16 protein-coding genes are annotated in these 22,902 nt (G+C 74.8%); 12 read left to right on the top strand and 4 right to left on the bottom strand.

Annotated features, from left to right (window positions below):
* Positions 1–82 precede the first annotated feature (82 nt).
* Positions 83–1,342 carry a glycosyltransferase family 2 protein gene (locus ACI79V_RS06860; protein ID WP_456887771.1) on the bottom strand — a complete coding sequence of 420 codons (1,260 nt, stop codon included), beginning with the start codon at positions 1,340–1,342 and terminating at the stop codon, positions 83–85.
* A gap of 385 nt (positions 1,343–1,727) precedes the next feature.
* Here ACI79V_RS06860 and ACI79V_RS06855 point away from each other — a divergent pair, with 385 nt between their 5' ends.
* The 5 genes from ACI79V_RS06855 to ACI79V_RS06835 are packed head-to-tail and all read left to right on the top strand — an operon-like array spanning position 1,728 to position 6,523.
* Entirely contained in the window at positions 1,728–3,299 is a 1,572-nt protein-coding gene (locus ACI79V_RS06855) for an LCP family glycopolymer transferase (RefSeq protein ID WP_456887768.1), read from the top strand.
* 40 nt (positions 3,300–3,339) lie between these two features.
* A complete protein-coding gene (locus tag ACI79V_RS06850) occupies positions 3,340–4,140 on the top strand; it encodes a TIGR03089 family protein (protein WP_456887766.1) in 801 nt (266 codons plus the stop codon).
* Positions 4,141–4,198: 58 nt separating this feature from the next.
* A complete protein-coding gene (locus ACI79V_RS06845) occupies positions 4,199–5,017 on the top strand; it encodes a CoA transferase subunit A (protein ID WP_456887763.1) in 819 nt (272 codons plus the stop codon).
* Positions 5,014–5,682 carry a CoA transferase subunit B gene (locus tag ACI79V_RS06840; RefSeq protein WP_456877188.1) on the top strand — a complete coding sequence of 223 codons (669 nt, stop codon included), beginning with the start codon at positions 5,014–5,016 and terminating at the stop codon, positions 5,680–5,682. Before ACI79V_RS06845 ends, ACI79V_RS06840 begins: the two co-directional genes overlap by 4 nt.
* Positions 5,683–5,701: 19 nt before the next feature.
* Entirely contained in the window at positions 5,702–6,523 is an 822-nt protein-coding gene (locus ACI79V_RS06835; protein WP_456887760.1) for a DUF1028 domain-containing protein, read from the top strand.
* 10 nt (positions 6,524–6,533) lie between these two features.
* Here ACI79V_RS06835 and ACI79V_RS06830 read toward each other — a convergent pair whose 3' ends face one another.
* Complete coding sequence (locus ACI79V_RS06830; protein ID WP_456887758.1) at positions 6,534–7,502, bottom strand: decaprenyl-phosphate phosphoribosyltransferase; 969 nt, start codon at positions 7,500–7,502, stop codon at positions 6,534–6,536.
* A 152-nt stretch (positions 7,503–7,654) separates the two neighbouring features.
* Positions 7,655–10,744 carry an arabinosyltransferase domain-containing protein gene (locus ACI79V_RS06825; protein WP_456887755.1) on the bottom strand — a complete coding sequence of 1,030 codons (3,090 nt, stop codon included), beginning with the start codon at positions 10,742–10,744 and terminating at the stop codon, positions 7,655–7,657.
* A 96-nt stretch (positions 10,745–10,840) separates the two neighbouring features.
* On the opposite strand from ACI79V_RS06825, the gene ACI79V_RS06820 reads away from it, so the two are divergent.
* From ACI79V_RS06820 to ACI79V_RS06790, 7 genes are all read left to right on the top strand, one after another.
* Entirely contained in the window at positions 10,841–12,139 is a 1,299-nt protein-coding gene (locus ACI79V_RS06820) for a lipopolysaccharide biosynthesis protein (protein ID WP_456887753.1), read from the top strand.
* Complete coding sequence (locus ACI79V_RS06815; RefSeq protein WP_456887751.1) at positions 12,136–13,332, top strand: glycosyltransferase family 4 protein; 1,197 nt, start codon at positions 12,136–12,138, stop codon at positions 13,330–13,332. The genes ACI79V_RS06820 and ACI79V_RS06815 overlap by 4 nt, the downstream gene beginning before the upstream one ends.
* An 11-nt stretch (positions 13,333–13,343) precedes the next feature.
* Entirely contained in the window at positions 13,344–14,534 is a 1,191-nt protein-coding gene (locus ACI79V_RS06810; RefSeq protein WP_456887749.1) for a glycosyltransferase family 4 protein, read from the top strand.
* A 321-nt stretch (positions 14,535–14,855) separates the two neighbouring features.
* On the top strand, positions 14,856–15,437 hold the full coding sequence (locus ACI79V_RS06805) for a hypothetical protein (RefSeq protein WP_456887747.1): 582 nt from the start codon (positions 14,856–14,858) through the stop codon (positions 15,435–15,437).
* Positions 15,434–17,746 (top strand): LGFP repeat-containing protein, encoded by a 2,313-nt coding sequence (locus ACI79V_RS06800; RefSeq protein WP_456887745.1) that lies wholly within the window; start codon positions 15,434–15,436, stop codon positions 17,744–17,746. Before ACI79V_RS06805 ends, ACI79V_RS06800 begins: the two co-directional genes overlap by 4 nt.
* A 228-nt stretch (positions 17,747–17,974) precedes the next feature.
* Positions 17,975–19,117: a glycosyltransferase family 4 protein gene (locus ACI79V_RS06795; protein WP_456887742.1), complete on the top strand. Its 1,143-nt coding sequence runs from the start codon at positions 17,975–17,977 to the stop codon at positions 19,115–19,117.
* 107 nt (positions 19,118–19,224) lie between these two features.
* A complete protein-coding gene (locus ACI79V_RS06790; protein ID WP_456887741.1) occupies positions 19,225–20,460 on the top strand; it encodes a hypothetical protein in 1,236 nt (411 codons plus the stop codon).
* 89 nt (positions 20,461–20,549) lie between these two features.
* Here the strand turns inward: ACI79V_RS06790 and ACI79V_RS06785 are convergent, their stop codons facing one another.
* Positions 20,550–22,895 (bottom strand): heavy metal translocating P-type ATPase, encoded by a 2,346-nt coding sequence (locus ACI79V_RS06785; RefSeq protein ID WP_456887739.1) that lies wholly within the window; start codon positions 22,893–22,895, stop codon positions 20,550–20,552.
* Positions 22,896–22,902 lie beyond the last annotated feature (7 nt).

The following is a 22,902-nucleotide window of genomic DNA, read 5'->3' as shown; positions in this document are numbered from 1 at the left end:
CAGGTGCGCTCTCGTGACCGGAACCGCCCGTGAGACCTGGCGGGCCGGGACGAGCCACCCGCTCGCCCCGGCCGGAGCCCTCTCAGGCCGCGGACTGCCCCCGAGACACGACCGGGGACACCTGCGTGACGGGCATCCGGGCCGGGACCCCGGGATCGGCGATGTCGACGCGGGGGCGGTCCTTGCGCCCGAGACCGAGGATGGACACGAAGAGGCTGTTGAGGACCACCTGCGCGCCCAGGATGAGGCCGATCATCGCGACGACGACGATGCGGATCTGTGTCCCGGTGTCGAGCGCGCCCAGACCGGCCTGTCCCCACCTGACGAGCGAGACGACCCCCGCGACGACGCCGATGAGGAAGAGGAGACCGCCGGTGACCAGCCCCACCTCGAGGGTGAAGCGGCGGAAGAGCCGGGTCATGCGCGGATCCGGTGGCAGGAAGCCCTCCTCGATCGCGTAGACCTTGGTCAGCAGCCAGAAGGCGATCGCCTGGCTGCCGATCAACAGGGCGGCGGCCGCGTAGCCGAGCGTGCCGATGTCGAAGGTCGCCGAGCCGATGGTCACCGGGGTGAACAGCAGCACCGCCGTGGCGAGCGCACCGACGCCGGCCAGGGCGAAACCAGGGAAGAGGAAGAGCCACCGCGGCGCGTAGAGCAGCAGGAAGCGGAGGTGACGCCAGCCGTCCCGGAAGCTGCGCAGGTGCGGGGGCCGGCTGCGCCCGTCCTTGCTCAGCGTCGTCGGGACCTCGGCGATGCGGTGTCCGGCGAGGACGGCGCGGACCACGACCTCGGAGGCGAACTCCATGCCCGTCGTGTGCAGGTCGAGTTCGAGCAACCGCTGGCGGTTGAAGCCGCGCAGGCCGCAGTGGAAGTCCCCGACGCGGGCCTTGAAGAAGAGCCGACCGATGAAGGACAGCACCGGGTTGCCGACGTAGCGGTGCAACGGCGGCATCGCGCCGTCGGCGATGCCACCCGCAAAACGGTTCCCCATGACGAGGTCGGCGCCGGCCCGCAGTTCGGCGACGAAGGGCCCGAGGTCGGAGAAGTCGTAACTGTCGTCCGCGTCGCCCATGACCACGTAGCGGCCGCGTGCGGCCCGGATGCCGCCGAGCAGGGCGTTGCCGTAGCCCTTCTCGGTCACCGGCACGACCCGCGCGCCCTCGGCCTCGGCGATCTGTTGCGAGCCGTCGGTGCTGCCGTTGTCGGCGATGACGACCTCACCGCTCACGCCGCTGCGCTCGAGGAAGCCGCGCGCCTTGCGGATGCAGACCGCCAGCGTCTCCGCCTCGTTGAGGCAGGGCATGACGATGGACAGCTCGATCTCGGTGTCGTGGGCACCCACAGGTGCAGCTCCTCGGGCTCGTGGTGAGAACAGGGCCACGGTAAGCGGCCACACCGCGGACACGCCCGAACGTCGCCGACGACTGTGACGGAAGTGTCACGAGTGCTGGAACAGCACGCCGCCTCGCGGTGGAGACCGGAGCACTGCGCCGGGCCCGGGTCGCCGACGATCTGCAGAGCATATTCCGGGCAGGCAGCGCCCTCGGCCGGAGCCGGTGAGCCACGCGGGGCCCGGACCCGTCGGGTGCCCCTGTGACGGCCGTGCCCGGTGGGGCAGTGCACGACCAGGCGGGCGGCCGGTGCCAGACGGGCACGCGCGCCGAGACGGAGCGTTCCCCCGTGTCGCGGACCGCTTGCCGCCACCGGCCGCCCCTAACCTCGATCGCGTGAGCCGAGACCGCAACGAGCCCTCGGGCCGGCCGCTCCCGGCGCGGCTCGACCCGCGTGCCGGTCGCCCGTCCCGCCCGCGCAGCAGCCGGGGCGCCACGGGCGAGGAGGCCGTGCCGCGGGGCGCTCGCAGCAGCGCCACGGCCGGCGAGCCGCGCCGCCGGGGAGGCCGCGCTGCCGTCGCGGCCCGCCCGCTCGCCGTCGTCCTGTCGGTGCTCTTGCTCGCCGGCAGCGGCTGGGGCTGGTACCTCGGCCGGGTCGCCGAGGCCACGGTCAACCGCACCGACGCCATCCCCACCGACGGCAACGCCGACACCGGGGGCGCCCCCGAGGCGATGAACCTGCTGCTGGTCGGCAACGACAGCCGCGCCGCGCTCACCCCCGAGCAGCTCGCCGAGCTCACCGCCGGCTCGGACTCCGGGATCAACACCGACACGATGATCCTGGTGCACGTCCCCGCCGACGGGTCGCACGCCTCGTTCGTCTCCTTCCCGCGCGACTCCTACGTCGAGATCCCCGGCTACGGGATGGACAAGCTCAACGCCGCCTACGCCCACGGGTACGCGGAGGTCGACGACTCCGCGCCGGAGGAGGAGCGCCAGGCCGGCGGCGCACAGCTGCTGGTGCGCACGATCAGCCAGCTCACCGGTCTGCAGATCGACCACTACGCCGAGGTCGACCTGCTCGGCTTCTTCAACCTCACGAGCGTCGTCGGCGGCGTCACGGTGAACCTGTGCGAGGCGGTCGACGACTCGGGGTTCTCCGGCGCGGTCTTCCCCGCCGGCGAGCAGACCATCTCCGGCGCCGAGGCGCTGGCCTTCGTCCGGCAGCGGCACGGACTGCCCCGCGGCGACCTCGACCGGATCGTCCGCCAGCAGGTGTTCATCGGCGGCGTCCTGCGCAAGATGCTCTCCGAGGACGTGCTGCTCGACCTGGGCAAGCAGCGACAGCTGGTGCAGGCGGCGTCGGAGTCGCTGACCATCGACCGCGACCTGGTGCTGCTCGACCTCGCCCAGCAGATGCAGGCGGTGACCGCCGACAGCATCGAGTTCCAGACCGTGCCCATCGTCGGCGACGGCCGCGACGAGCAGGGCCGCTCGATCCTCGAGCTGGCCGACGAGGACACGCTGCACGAGTTCTTCGCCGACCTCTCCGCCGAGCCGGAGGTCCCGGCTGCACCCGAGACCGAGGCCCCGGCCACCGTGGCGCCGTCGCAGGTGTCGGTGGAGGTCTACAACGGCTCGGGTACCTCCGGACTGGCCGCCGAGGCCGCTGCCGAGCTCGAGGCCGCCGGCTTCGCGGTGACCTCCACCGGCAACGCCGACAGCAGCGACTACGAGCAGACCGTCGTCCGGCATGCCGCCGGCGACGAGGCGCTGGCGACGACACTGGCCGGGCAGGTGCCCGGAGCCACTGCCGAGGTCAGCGAGGACGCCGCGAGCGGCACCGTGCAGCTGGTCCTGGGCAGCGACTTCAACGGCATCGGGCAGCCGACCACGCCGCCCGCGCCGGCCGGCGAGACCACCGCCGAGGTCCCCCGGACGGCAGCCGACACCAGCTGCATCAACTGAGGGACGCATCCCCGACCAGGCCGGCTGGGAAGCTCGGCACATGAGCCCTGCGCCGAGGACCCCGTCGGACCTGCTCGCCGGGGTACTGCGGCACGCCCCCTCCGCTCCCCTGGTCACGGCCTACGACGACACCAGCGGCGGGCGCGTCGAGCTCTCCGCCGCGACGCTGGCCAACTGGGTGGCCAAGACGGCCAACCTGCTGCAGGACGAGTTCGACGTCGGCCCGGGCAGCACGGTGGCCGTCGTGCTGCCGGTGCACTGGCAGACCGCCGCGGTGCTGCTCGGGGTCTGGAGCTGCGGCGCCGCGGTGCTGGACACCGCCGCCGAGGACGACGGCAGCCTCGACGCCGCCGACGTCGTCCTCGCCGCCCAGGACCGGCTCGCCCCGCTGGAGGAGCAGGACCTGCCCGACCTGCTCGGCCTCTCCCTGCACCCGCTGGGCCTGGGCATGGCCGGGTACGCCGGACCCGCCCGCGACTTCGCGCTCGAGGTGCGCGGCCACGGCGACGTCTTCACCCCGTACGTCCCCCCGGACCCGGACTCCCCCGGCCTGTCCGCCGGCGGTCTGCAGCTGACCCTCGGCGGGCTCGCGGCCGCCGCCGGGGAACTCGCCGGGCGGCTGGGGATCGCGGCCGGGGACCGGCTGCTGGTCGACGAGCGGACCGCCGCGGAGGCCGGCCCCGTGGCCTGGCTGCTGGCGCCGCTGGCCGCCGGCGCCTCCCTGGTGCTGTGCCGGGACACCGATCCCGCCACGCTGCGCGGCCGGGCGGAGGCCGAGCGGGTCACCGCTACGCTCGGCGTCCGGATCGAGGGCATCCGCGAGCTGGGCCGGCCCGCCTGAGGCGGCCGGCCCGCCGCGCCGGGAGAGACGGTGGTCAGCTGATGGACGGGGTCGCCTGATGGACAAGGTCGTCGCGAGCACGCGGGAGGCGGTGGCCGACATCACCGACGGCGCCGTGCTCGCCGTCGGTGGGTTCGGCCTGTGCGGCGTGCCGATCCGGTTGATCGACGCGCTGCTCGAGCAGGGCGCGCGGGACCTGGTCACGATCTCGAACAACTGCGGGGTCGACGACCAGGCGCTGGGCGTGCTGCTCTACGCCGGTCGGATCCGCCGCACGATCAGCTCGTTCGTCGGCGGCAACAAGGAGCTCGCCCGCCTGTACCTGTCCGGCGAGCTGGAGGTCGAGCTGACCCCGCAGGGCACGCTGGCCGAGCGGCTGCGCGCCGGCGGTGCCGGCATCCCCGCCTTCTACACGCCCACCGGCGTGGGCACGATGGTCGCCGACGGCGGCATCCCGGTCCGCTACGACGCCGACGGGAACGTCGTCGAGACCAGCGCGCCCAAGGAGACCCGCGTCTTCGACGGCGTCGAGTACGTGCTCGAGACCGCGCTGACCGCCGACTACGGCCTGGTCCGCGCCGCGGTCGGCGACCGGCACGGCAACCTGGTCTTCCACGAGTCGGCGATGAACTTCAACCCGCTCGCCGGCATGGCCGGGCGGATCACGATCGCCGAGGTCGAGGAGCTGGTCGAGCCCGGCGAGATCCGCCCCGAGCACGTGCACCTGCCCGGCGTCTTCGTCGACCGGGTGGTCGTCGTGGGCCCGGAGGGCAAGCGGATCGAGCGCCGCACCACCCGTCCCCGGCCGGCCGCCGGCACCGACGACGCGCCCCTCGCCGCCGCCGGCGAGGAGGCCACCGAGGAGAGCGCCCAGTGACCCTGACCCGCGACCAGCTCGCCGCCCGCGTCGCCCAGGAGCTCGAGGACGGCGCCTACGTCAACCTCGGCATCGGCATGCCGACCCTGGTGCCCAACCACGTCCCCGACGGCGTGCACGTGGTGCTGCACTCGGAGAACGGCGTCCTGGGCGTCGGGCCCTACCCCGTCGAGGGCGAGGAGGACCCCGACCTCATCAACGCCGGCAAGGAGACGGTCACGATCCTGCCGGGCGCGAGCTTCTTCGACTCGGCCACCAGCTTCGGGATGATCCGCGGCAAGCACCTCGACCTCGCCATCCTCGGCGCCATGCAGGTCAACCCCCGCGGCGACCTCGCCAACTGGCTGATCCCCGGGAAGATGGTGAACGGCATGGGCGGGGCGATGGACCTCGTCCACGGCGCCCGCCGCGTGGTGATCATGATGGAGCACGTCGCCCGGGACGGGTCGCCGAAGCTGGTCGAGGAGTGCTCGCTGCCGCTGACCGGCAAGGGCTGCGTGGACCGCGTGGTCACCGACCTCGCCGTCGTTGACGTCACGCCCGGGGGCTTCGTACTCCGCGAGGTCGCCCCCGGCGTGACCCCCGACGAGGTGGTCGAGAAGACCGGCGCCCCGCTGACCGTCCCCGGCGACGTCCCGACGATGGCGCTGCCGGCGACCGTCTGAGCACCCCCGCCCGCCCCCGGTGACGTTCTCGGTCGTCGCCCGCGACCCGGTCACCGGGGAGATGGGCATCGCCGTCTCCTCCTGCATCCTCGCCGTCGGCCGCGCCGTGCCCAGCGCCCGGCCCGGCGTCGGCGTCGTCGCGGTGCAGGCGCGCAGCCCGCGCGGCCTCGGCCACGTGCTGCTCGGCGGCCTGGCCGAGGGCACGGCGCCGGAGGTGCTGGTGCGCCGGGCCGCGCACGCCGCCGAGGACGTGGACCGGCAGATCGCCGTGCTCGCGCCCGACGGCGCCGTCGCCGCCGACACCGGGCCCGGCTCGTTCCCGGTCAGCGGCCACCTGGTCGGCGACGGGTGGAGCGTGCAGGGCAACATGCTCGGCTCGCCGGAGGTGCTGCCGGCGATGGCTGCGGCCTACCAGGCCGACGACGGCGGGCTGGCCGACCGGTTGCTGGCCGCGCTCACCGCCGGCCAGGACGCCGGCGGCGACCTGCGGGGGCGGCAGTCGGCGGCGCTGCTGGTGGTGAGCGGCGAGCCGGCGTCGGAGGAGGACGACGGCGTGCGGATGGACCTGCGGGTCGACGACTCGGGCGACCCGGTGGCCCAGCTGCGGATGCTGCGCAACCTCCAACGGGCCTACGACGAGCGCGACTACGAGACCCTCGCCCTGTTCGCCCCCGAGGGCGCCCGCGACCTCTACGCCGCGCTGGCCGCCTCCCGCCGGGGCGACCGGGCGGCCGCCCGTGCGGCCCTCGCCGCGGTGCGGCGGCGGCCGGGCTGGTCGGCGTGGCTGGCCTCGATGGCCGGTGACTCGCGACTGACCGCGGTCTCCCGCCTGCTCGACTGATCCCGCCCGGTCAGTTGACGAAGACGCCCATCCCGACGAACAGCGCCCACACCACGCCCAGCCCCAGCAGCACCCGGTCCCGCAGCACGAGCTCCTCGGGCGCGCCGGCTCGGCCCCGGTCGACGTCGACGGCGTACCGGAGGAGCGCCAGGACGAACGGGGCGATCGACAGCGTCTGCCACGGGAACCCCGGGTCGTCCTCGTAGAGCTCGAACGCCCACAGGGAGTAGGTGGTGCAGGTCACCCCGGCCGAGAGGCTCCACACGAAGCGCAGGTAGCTGGCCGAGTACTCCTTCAGCGACCGCCGCGTGGCGGCCTCCTCCCCCACTGCGACCAGCTCCGCGTAGCGCTTGCCCGCCACCATGAACAGCGCGCCGAACGCAGCGACGAGCAGGAACCACTGTGACAGTGCGATCCCCGCCGCCGCACCGCCGGCCACGCCGCGGAGTAGGAACCCCGAGGCGACGACCGCGAGGTCGATGACCGGCTGGTCCTTGAGGAAGTACGCGTAGGCCAACGAGATCCCGGCGTAGGCGCCCAGCACGCCGGCGAGCTGCACCCGGGTGAGGAGCACCGCCGCGACCAACGCCGCGACGAGGAGGACTGTCCCCGCGACGACGGCGAGGGGTACTGGCAGGGCGCCGGCCGCGACCGGCCGGAACCGCTTGGTCGGGTGCCGGCGGTCCTCCTCGACGTCGCGCACGTCGTTGAGGAGGTAGATGCCGCTGGCGACGGCGCAGAAGAGGACGAAGGCGACCAGCGTGGCGCGGAGCACGTCGAGGTCGAGGACCCTCCCCGCGGCGAGCGGAGCCGCGAAGACGAGCACGTTCTTGACCCACTGGCGGGGTCGCATGGTCCGCCAGAGGCCGCGGACGATGCTCAGACCCGTGCGCGGGGGAGGGACCAGCGGGGCGGCCACGGCGACGTTGTCCCGGTACTCCACGGTCCGGCCCGGCGCGGTCTGGCCCTCGACGTCCACTGGTCCGTCCTCCCCGACCGTCGTCGTCCACCCGCCTCCGCGGCGTCGTCCTACCCCCGTGTCGCGTTACCGGTGCCCTGAACGTGGCCGGTCCACTCCCGGCAGGGCGTGAAGAGTACCGACATCGAGCGCCCGCGGGGCGGACGGCTCCGTCACCCGGCCGGGGCCCCCTGCCAGCCCAGCCGGGTCTCCCGGTCGACCCGGAGGTCGTAGGCGTCGGGGGTGTAGGGCAGCTCGAACCGGAAGACCTGCAGGTCGCGGACGTCGGGCCAGTCGGGGAACCGCGTGGCCAGCTCGGTGACCGCGGAGGTCCGCTCGACCGGCGCGAACAGCCCGCCGCGCGGGACCTGCCAGGTGTTGTCGTCCAGTCCCCACGCGCCGGGGCCCGGGCGCCAGACGACGCCGTGGGTCACCGGCTCGGTGACGCCCAGGCGGACGACGGGCTGGCGCTGGCACGGGAAGAGGAAGGACACCTGCCAGGCGGTGGCCACCGCCTCGTCCTCGGGGAGGACGTCCTGCAGGGGCGTCCACGGCAGCACCGAGGGCGAGGTCACGGCCAGCCACCCGCCGGCTCCTCCCGAGCGGTCCTCCGCGGCCAGCCGCACGAGGTCCGGCGCCCCTCCGGCCCCACCGGGGTCGAGGACGAACGTGCGCCATACGGGCGAGTCGACCGCGTCGGTGAGCTGCTGGCGGCCGGTGAGCACCGGCTCCCCGCCGTCCCCGGCCGTCGCGTACTCCACGGAGACCTCGTTGCCGCGGTCGAGACGCCCGGCGGCCAGGACCGTCAGCGCCTCGTCGCCTGCGAGGTCGGGCACGGGGTACCAGGGCGTGGTGAGCGTCCCCGTGGCGTCCTCCCCCTCCGGCGGGGCGAGGGTTCCCCACACGTCCCCGGTCCCGGGCGGGGGCGGGTCGACCGGGAACCAGCCGCCGTCCGGCACGAACGCCGTGCTGGTCGTCGCCGCCGCGTCGTCGCCGGGGACCAGCGGGCGCGCCGCCCCGACGTCGAGGACCTCCATGCCGCCGGCCGCCCCGCAGTCGTCGGCCAGCGGGTCGGCGAGCGCGTCGGCCCAGGGCGACCAGTCGTCGAGCGTCGTCACGGCGGCGTAGGCGTAGCTGCCCAGCAGGTAGGTGAGGCCGGTCCCGAGGCATACGAGGGCGACGACGGGGGCGGCCACCCAGGACCGCGCCCAGGAGCCCCCCGTGCGCCGCCGGACGAGGGTGAGTACACCCAGCACCGCGACCGCCACGACGGCCCAGAGCACGGGGCTGCCCAGCGTCAGCGGGCCCAGGTACGGCGGCACCATCGGCTGGGGCATGCCGGGCAGCCAGCTGTAGGCCCACTGATTGGGCCCCCGCAGCGCCAGCGCGCAGGCCAGCACGAGCGATCCCAGGACGGCCACCGGCACGCCCGCGCCGGTCCGCCGCCCGCGCGTCACCTGCGCGGCGAGCCACGGCAGGCTGACGAGGAAGAGCCCGAGGAACACCGGGCCGAGGCCGGCGAGCGCCCCGAAGTGGTGGGTCCACTTGCTCGGCGTGATCCACAGGAGCAGGAACGCCGCCGCCAGCGACGAGCCGGCCAGCAGAAGCGGGAGAGGCACGGCGACGTCCCGGGCGCGGGCGGCGGCCGCGAGGCCGAGGAACCACAGCAGGGCCACGACCCCGAGCAGCACCGCGGCGCGGCGGGCGTAGGACCCCATCGGGATGGGGCTGAGCAGGAAGTTGTACCGCTGGTACTCGTCGTACCAGGAGTTCTGTTCCTGTACCGAGAGGAACAGCTCCTGGCCGCGCAGGAAGTCGTGCAGCGTGCCGTCCGCGAAGGCCACGACGCTGCCGAGGGCACCGGGGGCGACCACCAGGGCGGTGCGGGTGAGCGCGCCGAGGCGGGAGACGCCGTCGCCCACGAGGGGGACCAGTCGGGGCAGCGCCACCAGGAACGGCGCGAGGGCCACCAGGCCGGTCGGGTGGCAGGTGGCGCTCAGCGCGGCGGCGGTGAGACCGAGGGCCACGGGGAACAGCCGCCGCGTCCGCAGGCCGGTGACCACGCCGGCCAGCGACGCGAGCGCCAGCAGCCCGACGGCCGCCTCCGGCCGCACCCCCATGCCGTAGGGCAGCCACCAGGCGAGGAAGGCCGCGGCCAGGAGCAGCGCCGCCGTGGCCGGGCCCCAGCGCCGCTCGCGGACGGCGGCCGGCAGGGCACCGGGCGCGGCGACGTAGCGCCGGAGCAGCAGCCAGGTGACCAGGCCGGCGACGAGCGCAGGGATCCGCAGGACGACCGGGCTGTCCCCGGCCGGCTGCCACCAGCCGAGCAGTCGGTAGAACCACGTGAAGGGCGTGAAGGACTGGTTGAACAGCTGGTAGTAGTTGCCGACGAACCCCTCCGCCGCGGCGTTGCGGGCCATCGCCGCGTAGTAGCCGTCGTCGTCGGACGCCGGCGCGATGAACAGCCACAGGACCATCGCGCCCACGACGAGGACGTCGACGACGACCGCCGGCAGGCCGCCCCGCGCCCGGGTCCCGGGGTCGGCGGGCCGCGCGGTCCTGCGGTCGGCCCGGCGCAGCAGGACGAGGGACGCGAGTGCCGCCAGCACGACCACGGCGGTCAAGACGAGCTTGGCGACCGTCGGGGTGGTGTTGAACTGGTTGTCGACCTGCAGGGTCACCCTCAGGTCGTCGTCCGAGGGCAGCTGGGCGACGCTCGTGGCCAGGACGTCGACGTCCGGCAGGACGCGGTCACCGCGCGCGGCGCCGACCGGCGACCCGTCCCGTTCGAGGACCACCGCGTCCGGGGTGCCGGTCAGCCGGTACGAGCAGTTCCCGCTGCCGATCGGCTCGTCGAGGAGCGTCTGTCCCCGCAGCACCACGGTGAGGCGGCCGTCCCGTGTGGTGACCAGGAGTCCCTCTCCCGCGGCCGCGGGCTGGTCGGGCACCAGGGTCGACAGGACCACGCCGCCCTCGGCACCGGCGGCGGCCCGCACGGCTCTGCAACTGAACCGCGCGTCGATCGCCTGCGGGGTCTGGTTGGTCAACTCGAGCATGGTGGACGCCGGCCGCGTCGGTTCCTGCGGCCAGGTCGCGGTCGGGACGCTCATCTGCACGGGCGCCAGGAGCAGCAGGACGGCGCCGAGGACGGCCACCAGCGCGACAACGAGCGGGACCAGCCCGGTCACCGGGCGCCGGGCGACGGCGGCTCCGGCGGCACCGCTGCCCGTCTCGCCGGTCTGCTCCTGGTCGATCACGCCCACGCGTGCACCCCGTCACTCCGTCCTGTGCCGTTCGCTCCACGACGCGCGCCGCTACGGTGGTCCCGTGCTACCGGGGCGGCCACTGGACCGCAGCGCGTGCGGGACCCGGTCCTGAACCGCCCGGCGCCGCGACTCGCGTCCTCCCTCGGCTGGGCCGCCGTCGGCGTAGCAGGCTCGGGGATCCTCACCTACGCCTACCTTGCCGTGGTGGCGCGGTCGGTGCCAGCGGCCGAGTACGCCGACTTCGGCGCCTTCTGGTCCATCGCGCTCGTCGTGGGACTCGGGGCCTTCCAACCGCTGGAGCTGGAGATCGCCCGGCTGGTGCACCTGGACGGCGGCGGACGCCTGCCGCGGGGGACGGTGCGGGTGGCCGGTGCCATCACCGCCGTCACGCTCCTCGCGGTGCTCGCCGGGTGGCCGCTGCTGCGGCGCGTTCTCGGCGCGGACGTGGCGCTCCTGGTCGCCCTCCTGGTCGTGTGCCTCGGCTCGGCCCCGCAGTTCGTGCTCCGCGGGCTGCTCCTCGGCCGTGGCGCCATACGGCTGCACGGGACCGTGCTGTTCGCCGAGGCCGTGTTGCGGCTGGCCGCGGCAGGGGCGGTGGCCGCCTTCGCCGGGCCCGACGGTGCGGGTGACTTCGGCTGGACGCTGGCCGCCGCGGTGCTGCTGGCCCATGCGCCGGTCCTGCTCCGGTTCGGACGCCGCCGGTCCTCCTCGCCGGGGGACGACCGGAGGCTGCGCCTGCGCTGGGGTGACGTGGGCCACCTCATGGTCGGGTCACTGTGCGCCCAGGCGCTGCTCAACGCGGCACCGGTGCTCGTCACGGCGGTCGCGATGGCGGACGAGCGGGTGCTCGCCGCGCAGTTCGTCGCCGGTTTCACCCTCGTCCGGCTGCCCCTCTTCGTGGCGGTCCCGCTCCAGGGCGCGCTCATCCCGGCGCTGACCGGGGCGGGGGCGAGCCGGGACGCGGTCCGCCGCTTGGTCGGGCGGACCGCTGCCGGCGTGGCGGCGGTGGCCGCGGCCGGTGGCCTCTTGGGGTGGCTGGCCGGCCCGGCGTTGGTGGGGGTGCTCTTCGGGGACCGCTACGCGCTCGACGGCGGCTCCCTCGCGGTGCTCGCCGTCGGCAGCGGGCTGTACCTGGGGCTGCTGCTGACCGGCCAGGCGCTGCTCGTCGACGGGCGGCACCGGGACGTGGCCACGGTGTGGGTCACCGGGCTGGCCGTCGCGGGGGTCGTGTTCGCCGTCGTCCCCGACCTCGTGCTCCGTGCCGGGCTGGCCTTCACCCTCGGGTCCGGGGCTGCGCTGGCGGTCAGCCTCGGGCTCCTGCTGGCCGGCCGGCGTGCCGCGGCCGGCGACCTCGTCGCGTCCACCGACGGAGAGAGAGGAGGCCGGGCATGACCGGTCCGCTGGACCTGCTGGTCGCCCTGGACTACTACACGCCCTACGTCAGCGGCCTGACCAACGTGGCGCGCGACGTCGCCGAGGGCCTCGCCGCGCGCGGGCACCGGGTCCGCGTGCTCACCAGCCGGCACGACCGGTCCCTCCCCGAGCGGGAGGTGCTCAACGGGGTCCAGGTGGAGCGGGCGCCGGTCCTGGCCCGGCTGGGCAAGGGGATCGCGGCTCCGTCGCTGGTCAGCCGGATCGGGCGGGCGGCCCGTGGGGCCGCGGTGACGAACCTGCACCTGCCCATGCCGGAGGCGGCGCTCCTCGCCGGCCGCCTGGCCTCCCCCGTGGCCACCACGTACCACTGCGACGTCAGCCTCCCGCCGGGAGCGGTCAACCGGCTGCAGACCGCGGGGGTGGACGCAGCCAGCCGCAGGGCCCTGACCAGGGCCGACGCTGTCGTGGTGACGAGTGAGGACTACGCGCGGTCCAGCCGGCTCTGGCCGGCCATGGACGGGCGGACGACGGTGATCCCCCCACCGTGCCACGCGCGCCCGGCCGGCCGGCCGCGGTTCCGGGAGACCGGGGGGCCGCACGTCGGCTTCCTGGGCCGGATCGTCGAGGAGAAGGGGCTGGAGTACCTGGTCCGGGCCTTCCGCGCACTCGAGGACCCGGACGCCCGCCTGCTCATCGGCGGCGCCTTCGCCGACGTGGCGGGAGGCTCGGTCGTGGCCCGGGTCCGGGCGGCGATCGGCGACGACACCCGCGTGCGCCTGCTCGGGTTCGTGCCCGACGAGGACCTCGCCGACCTCTACGCGTCACTCGACGTCTTCGCGCTGCCGTCGGTCAACGCCTTCGAGGCCTTCGGCATCGTCCAGGTCGAGGCGATGCTGGCCGGCGTCCCGGTCCTCGCGAGCGACCTGCCGGGCGTCCGGGTCCCGGTGCGGGAGACCGGTTTCGGCACCGTGGTCGCACCACGCGACGTCCCGGGCATCACGGCCGGCCTGCGCCGCCTGGCCACGGATCCACCCGACCCAGGGCGCGGCCGTGAGCAGGCGCGTGCGCGCTACTCCGTCTCGGCGGTGCTGGACGCGCACGAGGAGCTGTTCGCCCGTCTCGCGGTCGAGCGCACCGGGGGGCTGCTGAGCGATCCGCACCGACCCGGTCGGTACCGTCGGCCCCGCCCGGGTGGGCGCTGGAGCGGGTGAGGGGGACACGGGTGGCCGACGCCGACGGGCTGCACATCGCGGTCGTCTACGACTGCTTCTTCCCGGCCACCACGGGTGGCGGGGAGCGGCAGTACCGGGCGTTCGCCGAGCGGTTCGTCGAGCGCGGACACCGGGTCTCGTACCTGACGCGGCGACAGTGGGACGACACGCCACCTCCCGTCCCGGCCGGCCTCGAGGTGGTCGAGGTGGCCGGGCGTGCGCGGCTGTACGACGAGCACGGCGGCCGGCGGCTCCCCCCGGCCCTCGGCTTCGCGCTGGCCGTGTCCCGGCACCTGCTCCGCCGTCGGCGGCGGTACGACGCCGTCCTGGTGAGCGCGCTGCCCGCTCTCAACGTCCCGGCGGTCCGGCTCGCGCTCCTGGGCCGCCGGATGCCGATCTGCGCGGACTTCCTCGAGGTCTGGCGACCGGAGCAGTGGCGCCAGTACTCGGGCGCCGTGGTCGGGCGGATCGCCACGCTGCTGCAGCGGCTCGCGGTCCGACTCAGCCCACTCGCCAGCTGCCACTCACGCATGAACGGACGGCGCCTCGAGGCGGAGGGCCTGCGGACACCACCGGTGATCAGTCCCGGCCTGATCCACGGCGACACGCACGCCGAGGCCCGGCCGGTGCCCGACGAGCCGCCGACCGTGGTGTACGCGGGGCGCATGATCCCCGACAAGCGGGTGGAGTCGATCCCCGCGGCGCTGGCCGAGGCGCGGGCGCGGGTCCCCGCGCTGCGGGCGCGCCTGTTCGGCGACGGCGAGAGCCGCGCGGCGGTGGTGGCGGAGGTCGCCCGTCTCGGTCTGGACGACGTCGTCGAGGTCCCGGGCTTCGTCGCCCAGGACGAGCTGGAGCGCGCGATGGCGGGGGCGGCCTGCCTGGTCAACCCCTCCCGCCGGGAGGGCTACGGGCTGGTGGTCGTCGAGGCGTGCGCGACCGGGACACCCGTCGTGCTGGCCGAGGCGCCGGACAACGCCTCCCTGGAGCTGGTCGAGCCCGGGGTCAACGGAGCGGTCGCCCGCAGCACCGAGCCCGCCGACCTCGGCGCGGCGATCGCCGAGGTGGTGCTCGCCGGGGAGGCCCTGCGGCGATCGACCCGCGCGTGGTTCGAGGAGGCGGCCCGCACCCGCACCATGACCGCCGCTGCGGACGGTGTGCTGGCCGCGCTGACCAACGCCCGGGGTGCGGCTCCGCTGCCCTGACCCGGGCGGTGCGACACCGTCCCTCCCGGTGACCGCGGTGGCCCTGCGTCGACACACGACCCGGGAGCCGGACGTGCTGACGGACCACCACGTGCCGTCCTGAGCTCGCCCGCCTCCGGCCGGCGCGCCGCCGTCCGCGGGAGGCGGACCCGGTGCCACCGGACGGCCCTCCCGGTCCGACCCGTCATGGATCCCTGGAGTCCTGCCGATGACTGTCCCGGTGAGGACCGGTCCGGTCCTGACCGGTCCCACCCGGTGCGACCTGAGGGTCGCCACGAGACATGCCTGTGAGGTCACGTGTCCCGAGTCCACCGTCGTCGTGTGACGCTGGTGCTCGCCGCCCTGGGCGTCTCGGCGGCTGTCGCGGCCGCCGGTGCCGTCCTGGTCGCTCCTCGGTCCAGCGACGGGCCGGAGCAGGCCACGAGCACGGCGACGAGCGTGCCGTCGGTCACGGCGGCGCCGCCCGCGACGGCGTCGGAGACCGCCTCCTCCGTCCCGTCGTCCCCGCCTCCCCGTGACGGCGGCGGAGGGCTCCCCGTGGCCGAGGTCACCCCACCTGCACCCGAGGACGTCGCCACCGACGCACCGCCGCCTTCGGACGGTGACGCGCTGCAGGCCGTCCTCACGTCGGTCACCTGGGAAGCCGCAAACGCCGCGGTGCAGGCCACCGGCTACGTGTCCGGTGTCGTGGAGGTCGGCGGCACCTGCACCCTCACGCTGACCAGCGGCCCGACCGTCCTCAGCACCACCACGCAGGCGCTCGCCGACGCCAGCACGACCTCCTGCGGGCAGATCAGCCTCGCCGACCCGCGGCTGTCGACGGGCACGTGGCAGGCGGTGCTGAGCTACGTCTCCGACACCGGTGAGGGCGCGTCGCAGGCCGCCGAGGTGGTCGTCCCGTGAACCTCGTCGGCCCGTCCAGGCGCCTGCTCGACCTCGCCGTCTCCGCGGTCTGCTGCGCCGCCCTCCTCATCGTCGGCGCCGGCACGCTGCCGGACGGCACCCCGGCCACCCCGCAGCTGGTGGAGACCGCGGACGTCAGCCAGTTCGACGCCGGCAACATCATCAGCGACGACGTCTTCTTCGACGCGACGTCGATGGACGCCGCTGCCGTCGCCGCCTTCATCAACGCCAAGGGCGCCTCCTGCCGCACCGGCTCCGACGGCACGCCGTGCCTGAAGGACTTCGTGCAGGACACCTACACTCGCAACGCCGACTCGCTGTGTCGCGGCACCTACACCGGCGCCGCCCGCGAGAGCGCGGCGACCATCCTTACCAAGGTCGCCCGCGCCTGCGGCGTCAACCCGCAGGTGCTGCTCGTGCTGATCCAGAAGGAACAGTCGTTGGTGACCAACGACGGTTCGACGCTCTGGGCCAACCGCTACAAGAGCGCCGCCGGCATGGGCTGCCCGGACACCGCGGCGTGCGACGCCGCCTACTACGGGTTCTTCAACCAGGTCTACGGCGCCGCCCGGCAGTTCCAGCGCTACGCAGCCAACCCCACCGGCTACGCGCACGTCGCCGGCCGGACGAACTTCGTGCGCTACTCCCCGAAGGCCGAGTGCGGGGGTTCCCAGGTCTACATCGCCAACCAGGCCACCGCGGGCCTGTACAACTACACGCCCTACCAGCCCACCGCGGCCGCCCTCGCCGCCGGGTACAAGGCGGCGAACGACACCTGCGCGGCATACGGCAACCGCAACTTCTACCTGTACTTCAACGACTGGTTCGGCTCGAGCACCGTGCCATACGTCTCCGGCGGCATCGCGGCGACGTGGAACGCGCTCGGCGGCGCCGGAGGCGTCCTCGGCCAACCCGTCACGCGGATGGTCTGCGGCCTGGAACAGGGCGGCTGCGCCCAGCACTTCCAGGGTGGCTCGGTCTACTGGACCGAGGCGACCGGTGCCCGGGCCGTGCTCGGTCCGGTCCGCGACCTGTGGGCCGCGAGGGGGTGGCAGAGCGGATCGCTCGGGTACCCCACGATGGACACCGTCTGCGGCCAGCGCGACGGCGGCTGCGCCCAGCACTTCCAGGGCGGCTCCGTCTACTGGAGTCCCGCGACCGGCGCCCGCGCGACCAGCGGTGCTGTTCGCAGCGCGTGGGCGGCCCGGGGATGGCAGGACGGCGTCCTCGGCTATCCGGTCACCGACCTCGTGTGCGGTCTGCGCCAGGGCGGGTGTGCACAGCACTTCCAGGGCGGCTCGCTGTACTGGACGGCGCCCACCGGGGCGCAGCTGACCGCGGGCGTGGTCCGGCAGACGTGGGCCGACAGTGGCTGGCAGGACGGGCCCGTCGGCTACCCGACGGCCGAGGTCGTCTGCGGTCTGACCGGCGGCGGCTGCCGGCAGGACTTCCAGTTCGGGTCGGTGACGTGGTCGCCGGCCACCGGTGGACGAGTGGTCTCGGGCGGCATCGGAGGACTGTGGGCAGCCGGTGGCGGTCAGGCAGGCTCCCTCGGCTACCCGACCGGCGCGATGGTCTGCGGTCTGAATCGCAGCGGCTGCAGCCAGCAGTTCCAGGGCGGGGTCGTCACCTGGAGTCCCCAGTCGGGCACCGCTGCCATGTCCGGCGGCATCCTGGCCGCCTGGGCGGCGAGCGGGCACGACCGGAGTTCCTTCGGCTATCCCACCGGCGCCATGACCTGCGGGCACTCCGGCGGTGGCTGCACGCAGCCGTTCCAATACGCCCAGCTGACCTGGTCGCCGGCCACCGGCACCCGGGCCCTGTCCGGCGGCATCGCCGCGCTCTGGGTGTCCACGGGCGGGGCCGACGGCCCGCTCGGCTACCCGACTATGGACATGGTCTGCGGCCTGCGCGGAGGCGGTTGTGCCCAGCACATGACCGGCGCCTCGGCCTACTGGTCCCCCACCACCGGCGTCTGGGCGTCCTGGGGTCCGGTCCGCGACGCCTGGGCCGCCACCGGCTGGGAGAACGGCTACCTCGGCTACCCGACGACGAGCACGACCTGCGGCACGCGCGACGGCGGTTGCACCCAGCGGTTCGCCGCCGGGGAGGTCGCCTGGTCGGCGGCGACCGGCGCCCACGCCGTGTCCGGGGGCTTCGGCGCCACCTGGGTGAACGAGGGACGGGCCGACGGTCCACTGGGCTACCCGACGAGCGACATGGCGTGCACCTCCGCCGGCTGCACCCAGCAGTTCCAGGGCGGCACCCTGTCGTGGGACTCCCGCACCCACGTGATCACTCGGCGCTGACCCGGCCGGACGAGCACGGTGTCGGACCGCTCGGCGGCCGCGGCGCCGTGCTCGTCCGGGTACCCTCGGTGAGGCCCTGCGCCGCCCACCGGCGCCCCGGCGGCTCTGGCGGCTCCTCGGCGTGACCGCCGTTCCTGGAGCGCAGCCGCCCAGGCTGACGCTTCGAGTCGACCAGAGTGAGGTACCCGACGAGATGGCAATGCACCGACCGGCCAGGACCCGTGGGGCATGACGACAACCCACGTCGCCGTCGACCTGATGCACCTGACGGGCCAGCGCGGAGGCACCGAAACCTACGCACACGAGCTGTACCGCGCGATGCCGGCCGTCGCACCCGACCTGCGGTTCACGGCACTGGTGAACGCCGGGACCGAGCTCCCCCTCGACTGGTTCCCCGGAGAGGTGCGACGCATCCCGATGTCCGGGCGCAACCGCGTCGTCTGGGCGGTGGCCGAGTCCCTGGTCGTCGGCCCGGTCGGCCGGCGGCTGGGCGCCGACGTGCTGCACTCCCCGGCCAACTTCGGGCCGGTCTTCCAGGCGCTTCCTACCGTCCTGACGGTGCACGACCTGCTGTCGTTCCGGTTGCCCGACGTGGCAGGCCCGATCGGCCGACCCGTCGGGGTCCTCTGCCGCCGCGCCGCCCGTGCCGCCTCACGGGTCCTCACCGACTCACAGGCCTCGGCCGCCGACATCTCCGAGTTCATCGGTATCGGTCCTGAGCGCGTGGACGTCGTCCCGCTCGCCGCCGGTCGTCCCGCGCCGCCGGACCCCGCCGACCGGCTCCCGGCCGCCGTGCCGGACACCGGCCGGCCACTGGTGCTCAGCACCGGCAACCGGCTCCCCCACAAGGACTTCCCGACGCTCCTGCGCGCGTGGAGCCAGGTGCCCGCCGACGGCCGTCCCCTGCTGGTGGTCACCGGCAGCCAGGGCGACGACCCGCTCCGCCCGCTGGTGACCGAACTGGGTCTCGAGAACGACGTCGTCCTGCTCGGCTGGGTGACGCGCGGTGAACTGGAGGCGCTGTTCGCCCGGGCCGACCTCTACGTATGCCCCTCCCTGTTCGAGGGCTTCGGCCTGCCCGTCCTGGAGGCGATGCAGCGCGGCTGCCCGGTGGTCGCGTCGGACATCCCGGTGCTGCGCGAGGTCGGCGGTGACGCGGCCCGCTACGTGGCCCCGGGTGACCCACGCACCTTCGCCGCGGCGGTGCAGGAGCTCATCGCCTCGCCGGGGCAGCGCGCCGCACTTTCCGCTGCCGGGCGTGCGCGAGCGGGGCGCTTCTCCTGGGAGACCACGGCCCGGCTGACGGCAGCGTCCCTACGCCGAGCTGTGGACGGCGCCCGCTCCTCCGGCGCGCGGACGACCGCCTCGTGAGCGCCTCACCGAGCACGCCCGGCAGCGGTATGTCGTCCGCGCCGGCGCCGGACGCCACCTCCCCGGTATCGATGAGCTCGACAGCGGCGGAGGGTTCCGGTGGCGGCGTGCGCTCGGGACTGACGGTCCTGACCGCGTCCATGATCGGCCACGCGGGCAACTACCTGTTCTACGTGGTGGCGGCCCGGATGCTGGGGGCGGCACAGTTCGCCGAGGTCAGCGCCCTGATCGCCTACTCGCTCATCTGCTTCCAGCCACTGAACGGCGTCCAGGCGGCCGCCGCGCGGGACACCGCCCGCCTGGCCGGCCAGGGTGACGCTGCCGGTCTGTCGGGAGTGGTGCGCACGCTGACCCGCGGCAGCGCCTGGGGCGTGCTCGGTCTGACCCTCGCACTGCTCGCCCTCGGCCCGGTGCTGACGTCGTGGCTCGACCTGTCCACGTGGACCCTGGCGGCCGTCGCCGCACTGTGGATCCCGCTGGGCAGCGTGCTGCTGGTGGGCACCGGCATCCTGCAGGGGCTCGGTGGCTTCGGCCGCGTCGCCTTGGTCCTCGCGGGGCCCCTCGGCGCACTGCGCACCTTCCTGCTGCCGCTGTGCATCCTGCTGCTTGGCCTCTCCGGAGCCGTCTGGGCGATGGTCGCGGCCACGGTCGTGGGGCTCCTGCTGCTCGTCGGCCCCGTGCGCCGGGCCGCTCGTCCCGAACCCCGTGCCGTGAGCTTCGCGCCGGGCACCTCGATCCTCGCGCTGCTGGCCTTCGCCAGCCTGACCAACCTCGACCAGCTGGTCGCCAAGGCGACCCTCGCTCCCGAGGTGGCCGGCGTCTACTCGGCCGCGGCGCTCATGGGCAAGGTATCCCTCTACGCCCCGGCTGCCCTGACGATGGTGCTGCTGCCCCGGGTAGCCGCCGATCTGGCGCGCGGACGGGAGCCCGTCCGCCCAGTCCTGCTCACGATGGGCGTCACCGCCGTCACCGGCCTCGTCATCACCGCCGGCCTGGCGCTCGTTCCCAGCTCACTGCTGGCCGCGACCTTCGGCCCGGAGTTCGCCGACGCCGCCCGGCTGATGGTGCCGCTGTCCTTGGTGATGACGCTGGCGTCGCTGCTCTACGTCCACTTGACGCTGGCCATCGCCCGCGGCTCGTGGTCGTTCACGGCGCTGCTCCTCGTCACCGCCCTCGGCCATGCCGCGCTGCTGGCCATGTGGCACGGCTCCCCGAGTGGGGTGATCGCCGCCTCGGCGGTCGCCATCGGCGCCGCCACCCTGGTGCACGAGGTCGCCTCGCCGCACGGCACCATCCGCATGGTCCTGCGCGGGGTGGCCGCGCGGCAGGCGGCATCCGCCTGAGCGCCACCGAGTCCGCGCGGCGGCCAGCGCCCAGGGGCTGGGCCTCCCCGCGAACTCGTGGCGCTCGTGCCCGACGACCCACCGCCCCCTCAGGGTGCCGCGGTGGCCTGCCGGGGTGCGTCGGCGACGGCGGCGGCCGGGTCTGGACGCACGCCGGCCGCGGTCGCACCACTGGTGGAGCGGAACCGGCGCAGCCGCAGGCTGTTGGAGACGACGAACACCGAGGAGAACGCCATCGCCGCGCCGGCGAGCATCGGGTCGAGCAGGCCGGCGGCCGCGAGCGGCAGCGCGGCGACGTTGTAGGCGAAGGCCCAGAACAGGTTCTGCCGGATGGTGGTCAGCGTCCGCCGGGACAGCCGGATGGCGTCGGCGGCGGCCCGCAGGTCACCGCGGACCAGGGTGAGGTCACCGGCCTCGATGGCGACGTCGGTGCCGGTGCCCATCGCCAGCCCCAGGTCGGCCTGGGCCAGCGCCGGGGCGTCGTTGACGCCGTCGCCGACCATCGCCACGACCCGGCCCTGCTCCTGCAGCCGCCTGACGACGTCGACCTTGTCCGCGGGCAGCACCTCGGCGACGACCTCGTCGATGCCGACCGCCGCGGCGACCGAGCGGGCGACGGTCTCGTTGTCGCCGGTCAGCAGGACCGGGGTCAGCCCCAGGTCGCGGAGCTGCCGGACGGCCTCGGCCGAGGTGTCCTTGACGGCGTCGGCGACGACGAGGACGCCGCGGGCGGCGCCGTCCCAGGCGACCGCGACCGCGGTCCTGCCCTCGGCCTCGGCCGCGGCCCGCGCGCGCTCCAGCTCGGCGCCGAGGGGCTGGGACCACTCGGCCAGCAGCCGGGGGCGCCCGACGAGCACCGCGTGCCCATCGACGACGCCCTGCACGCCGAGGCCCTCGACGTTGGTGAAGCCCTCCACGGCCGGCAGGTCGCCGACCGCCTCGGCGGCGCCGGTGGCGACGGCCCGGGCGACGGGGTGCTCGGAGGCGTCCTCCAGGGCGCCGGCCAGCCGCAGCACCTGCCGGCGGTCCTCGCCCGGCGCGACGACGACGTCGAGCAGGGTCATCCGGCCGGTGGTGACCGTGCCGGTCTTGTCGAGCACGACCGTGTCGACCTGCCGGGTGTCCTCCAGCACCTCGGGGCCCCTGATCAGGATGCCGAGCTGCGCGCCGCGCCCGGTGCCGACCATGAGCGCGGTCGGCGTGGCCAGCCCCAGCGCGCAGGGGCAGGCGATGATCAGGACGGCGACCGCGGCGGTGAACGCGGCGGCCAGCCCGCCGCCGGTGCCCAGCCAGAAGCCGAGGGTGCCGACGGCCAGGGCGATGACGACCGGCACGAAGACGCCCGAGACGCGGTCGGCCAGGCGCTGCAACTCGGCCTTGCCGTTCTGCGCGTCCTCCACCAGGCGGGCCATCTGTGCGAGCTGGGTGTCGGCGCCGATCCGGGTGGCCCGCACGACCAGCCGGCCGCCGGCGTTGACGGTGGCGCCGGCGACGGCGTCGCCGGGGCCGACCTCGACCGGCACGGACTCGCCGGTGAGCATCGAGGCGTCCACGGCCGAGGAGCCCTCGGTGACCACGCCGTCGGTGGCGACCTTCTCGCCGGGGCGGACGACGAACAGGTCGCCGACGGTCAGCCGGTCGACCGGGATCCGCTGCTCGCGCCCGCCGCGCAGGACCGAGACCTCCTTCGCGCCGAGCTCGAGCAGGGCGCGCAGCGCGGCGCCGGCGCGGCGCTTCGAGCGGGCCTCGACGTAGCGCCCGGCGAGGATGAACGTGGTCACCCCGGCGGCGGCCTCGAGGTAGATGTTCCCCGCTCCGTCGCTGCGGGCGATGGTCAGCTCGAACGGGTGCGTCATGCCCGGCTCGCCGGCCGTGCCCCAGAAGAGCGCGTACAGCGACCAGGCCAGCGCGGCGAGGGTGCCCATCGAGACGAGCGTGTCCATCGTGGACGTGCCGTGGCGCAGGTTGGTCCACGCGGCCCGGTGGAACGGCCACGCACCCCAGACCACCACCGGAGCCGCCAGGGTGAGCGACAGCCACTGCCAGTTGGTGAACTGCAGCGCCGGGACCATCGCCATCGCGATGACCGGGACGGTCAGGACGGCGGAGACCACCAGCCGCTGCCGCAGCCCGCGGACGGGGTCGTCGGCCTCGGCGGCCGCCGGCTGCCCGGCCGCCGGGGGCTCGGGCAGGTGCGCGGTGTAGCCGGTCTTCTCCACCATCGCGATCAGCTCGTCGGGGGTGACGTCACCGGTGACGGTGACCCTCGCCTTCTCGGTGGCGTAGTTGACCGTGGCGGTGACGCCCTCGAGCCGGTTGAGCTTCTTCTCGATGCGCGCCGCGCACGAGGCGCAGGTCATCCCGCCGATCGCCAGCTCGACCTGGCCGCCGCCGGCCGCGGCCGGTGGGGTCGTGCGCTCAGTCGCGGAGCTCATCGTCTTC

Source organism: Geodermatophilus sp. SYSU D00700 (genome assembly GCF_054050255.1).
This window is presented reverse-complemented; position numbering and strand designations above follow the sequence as displayed.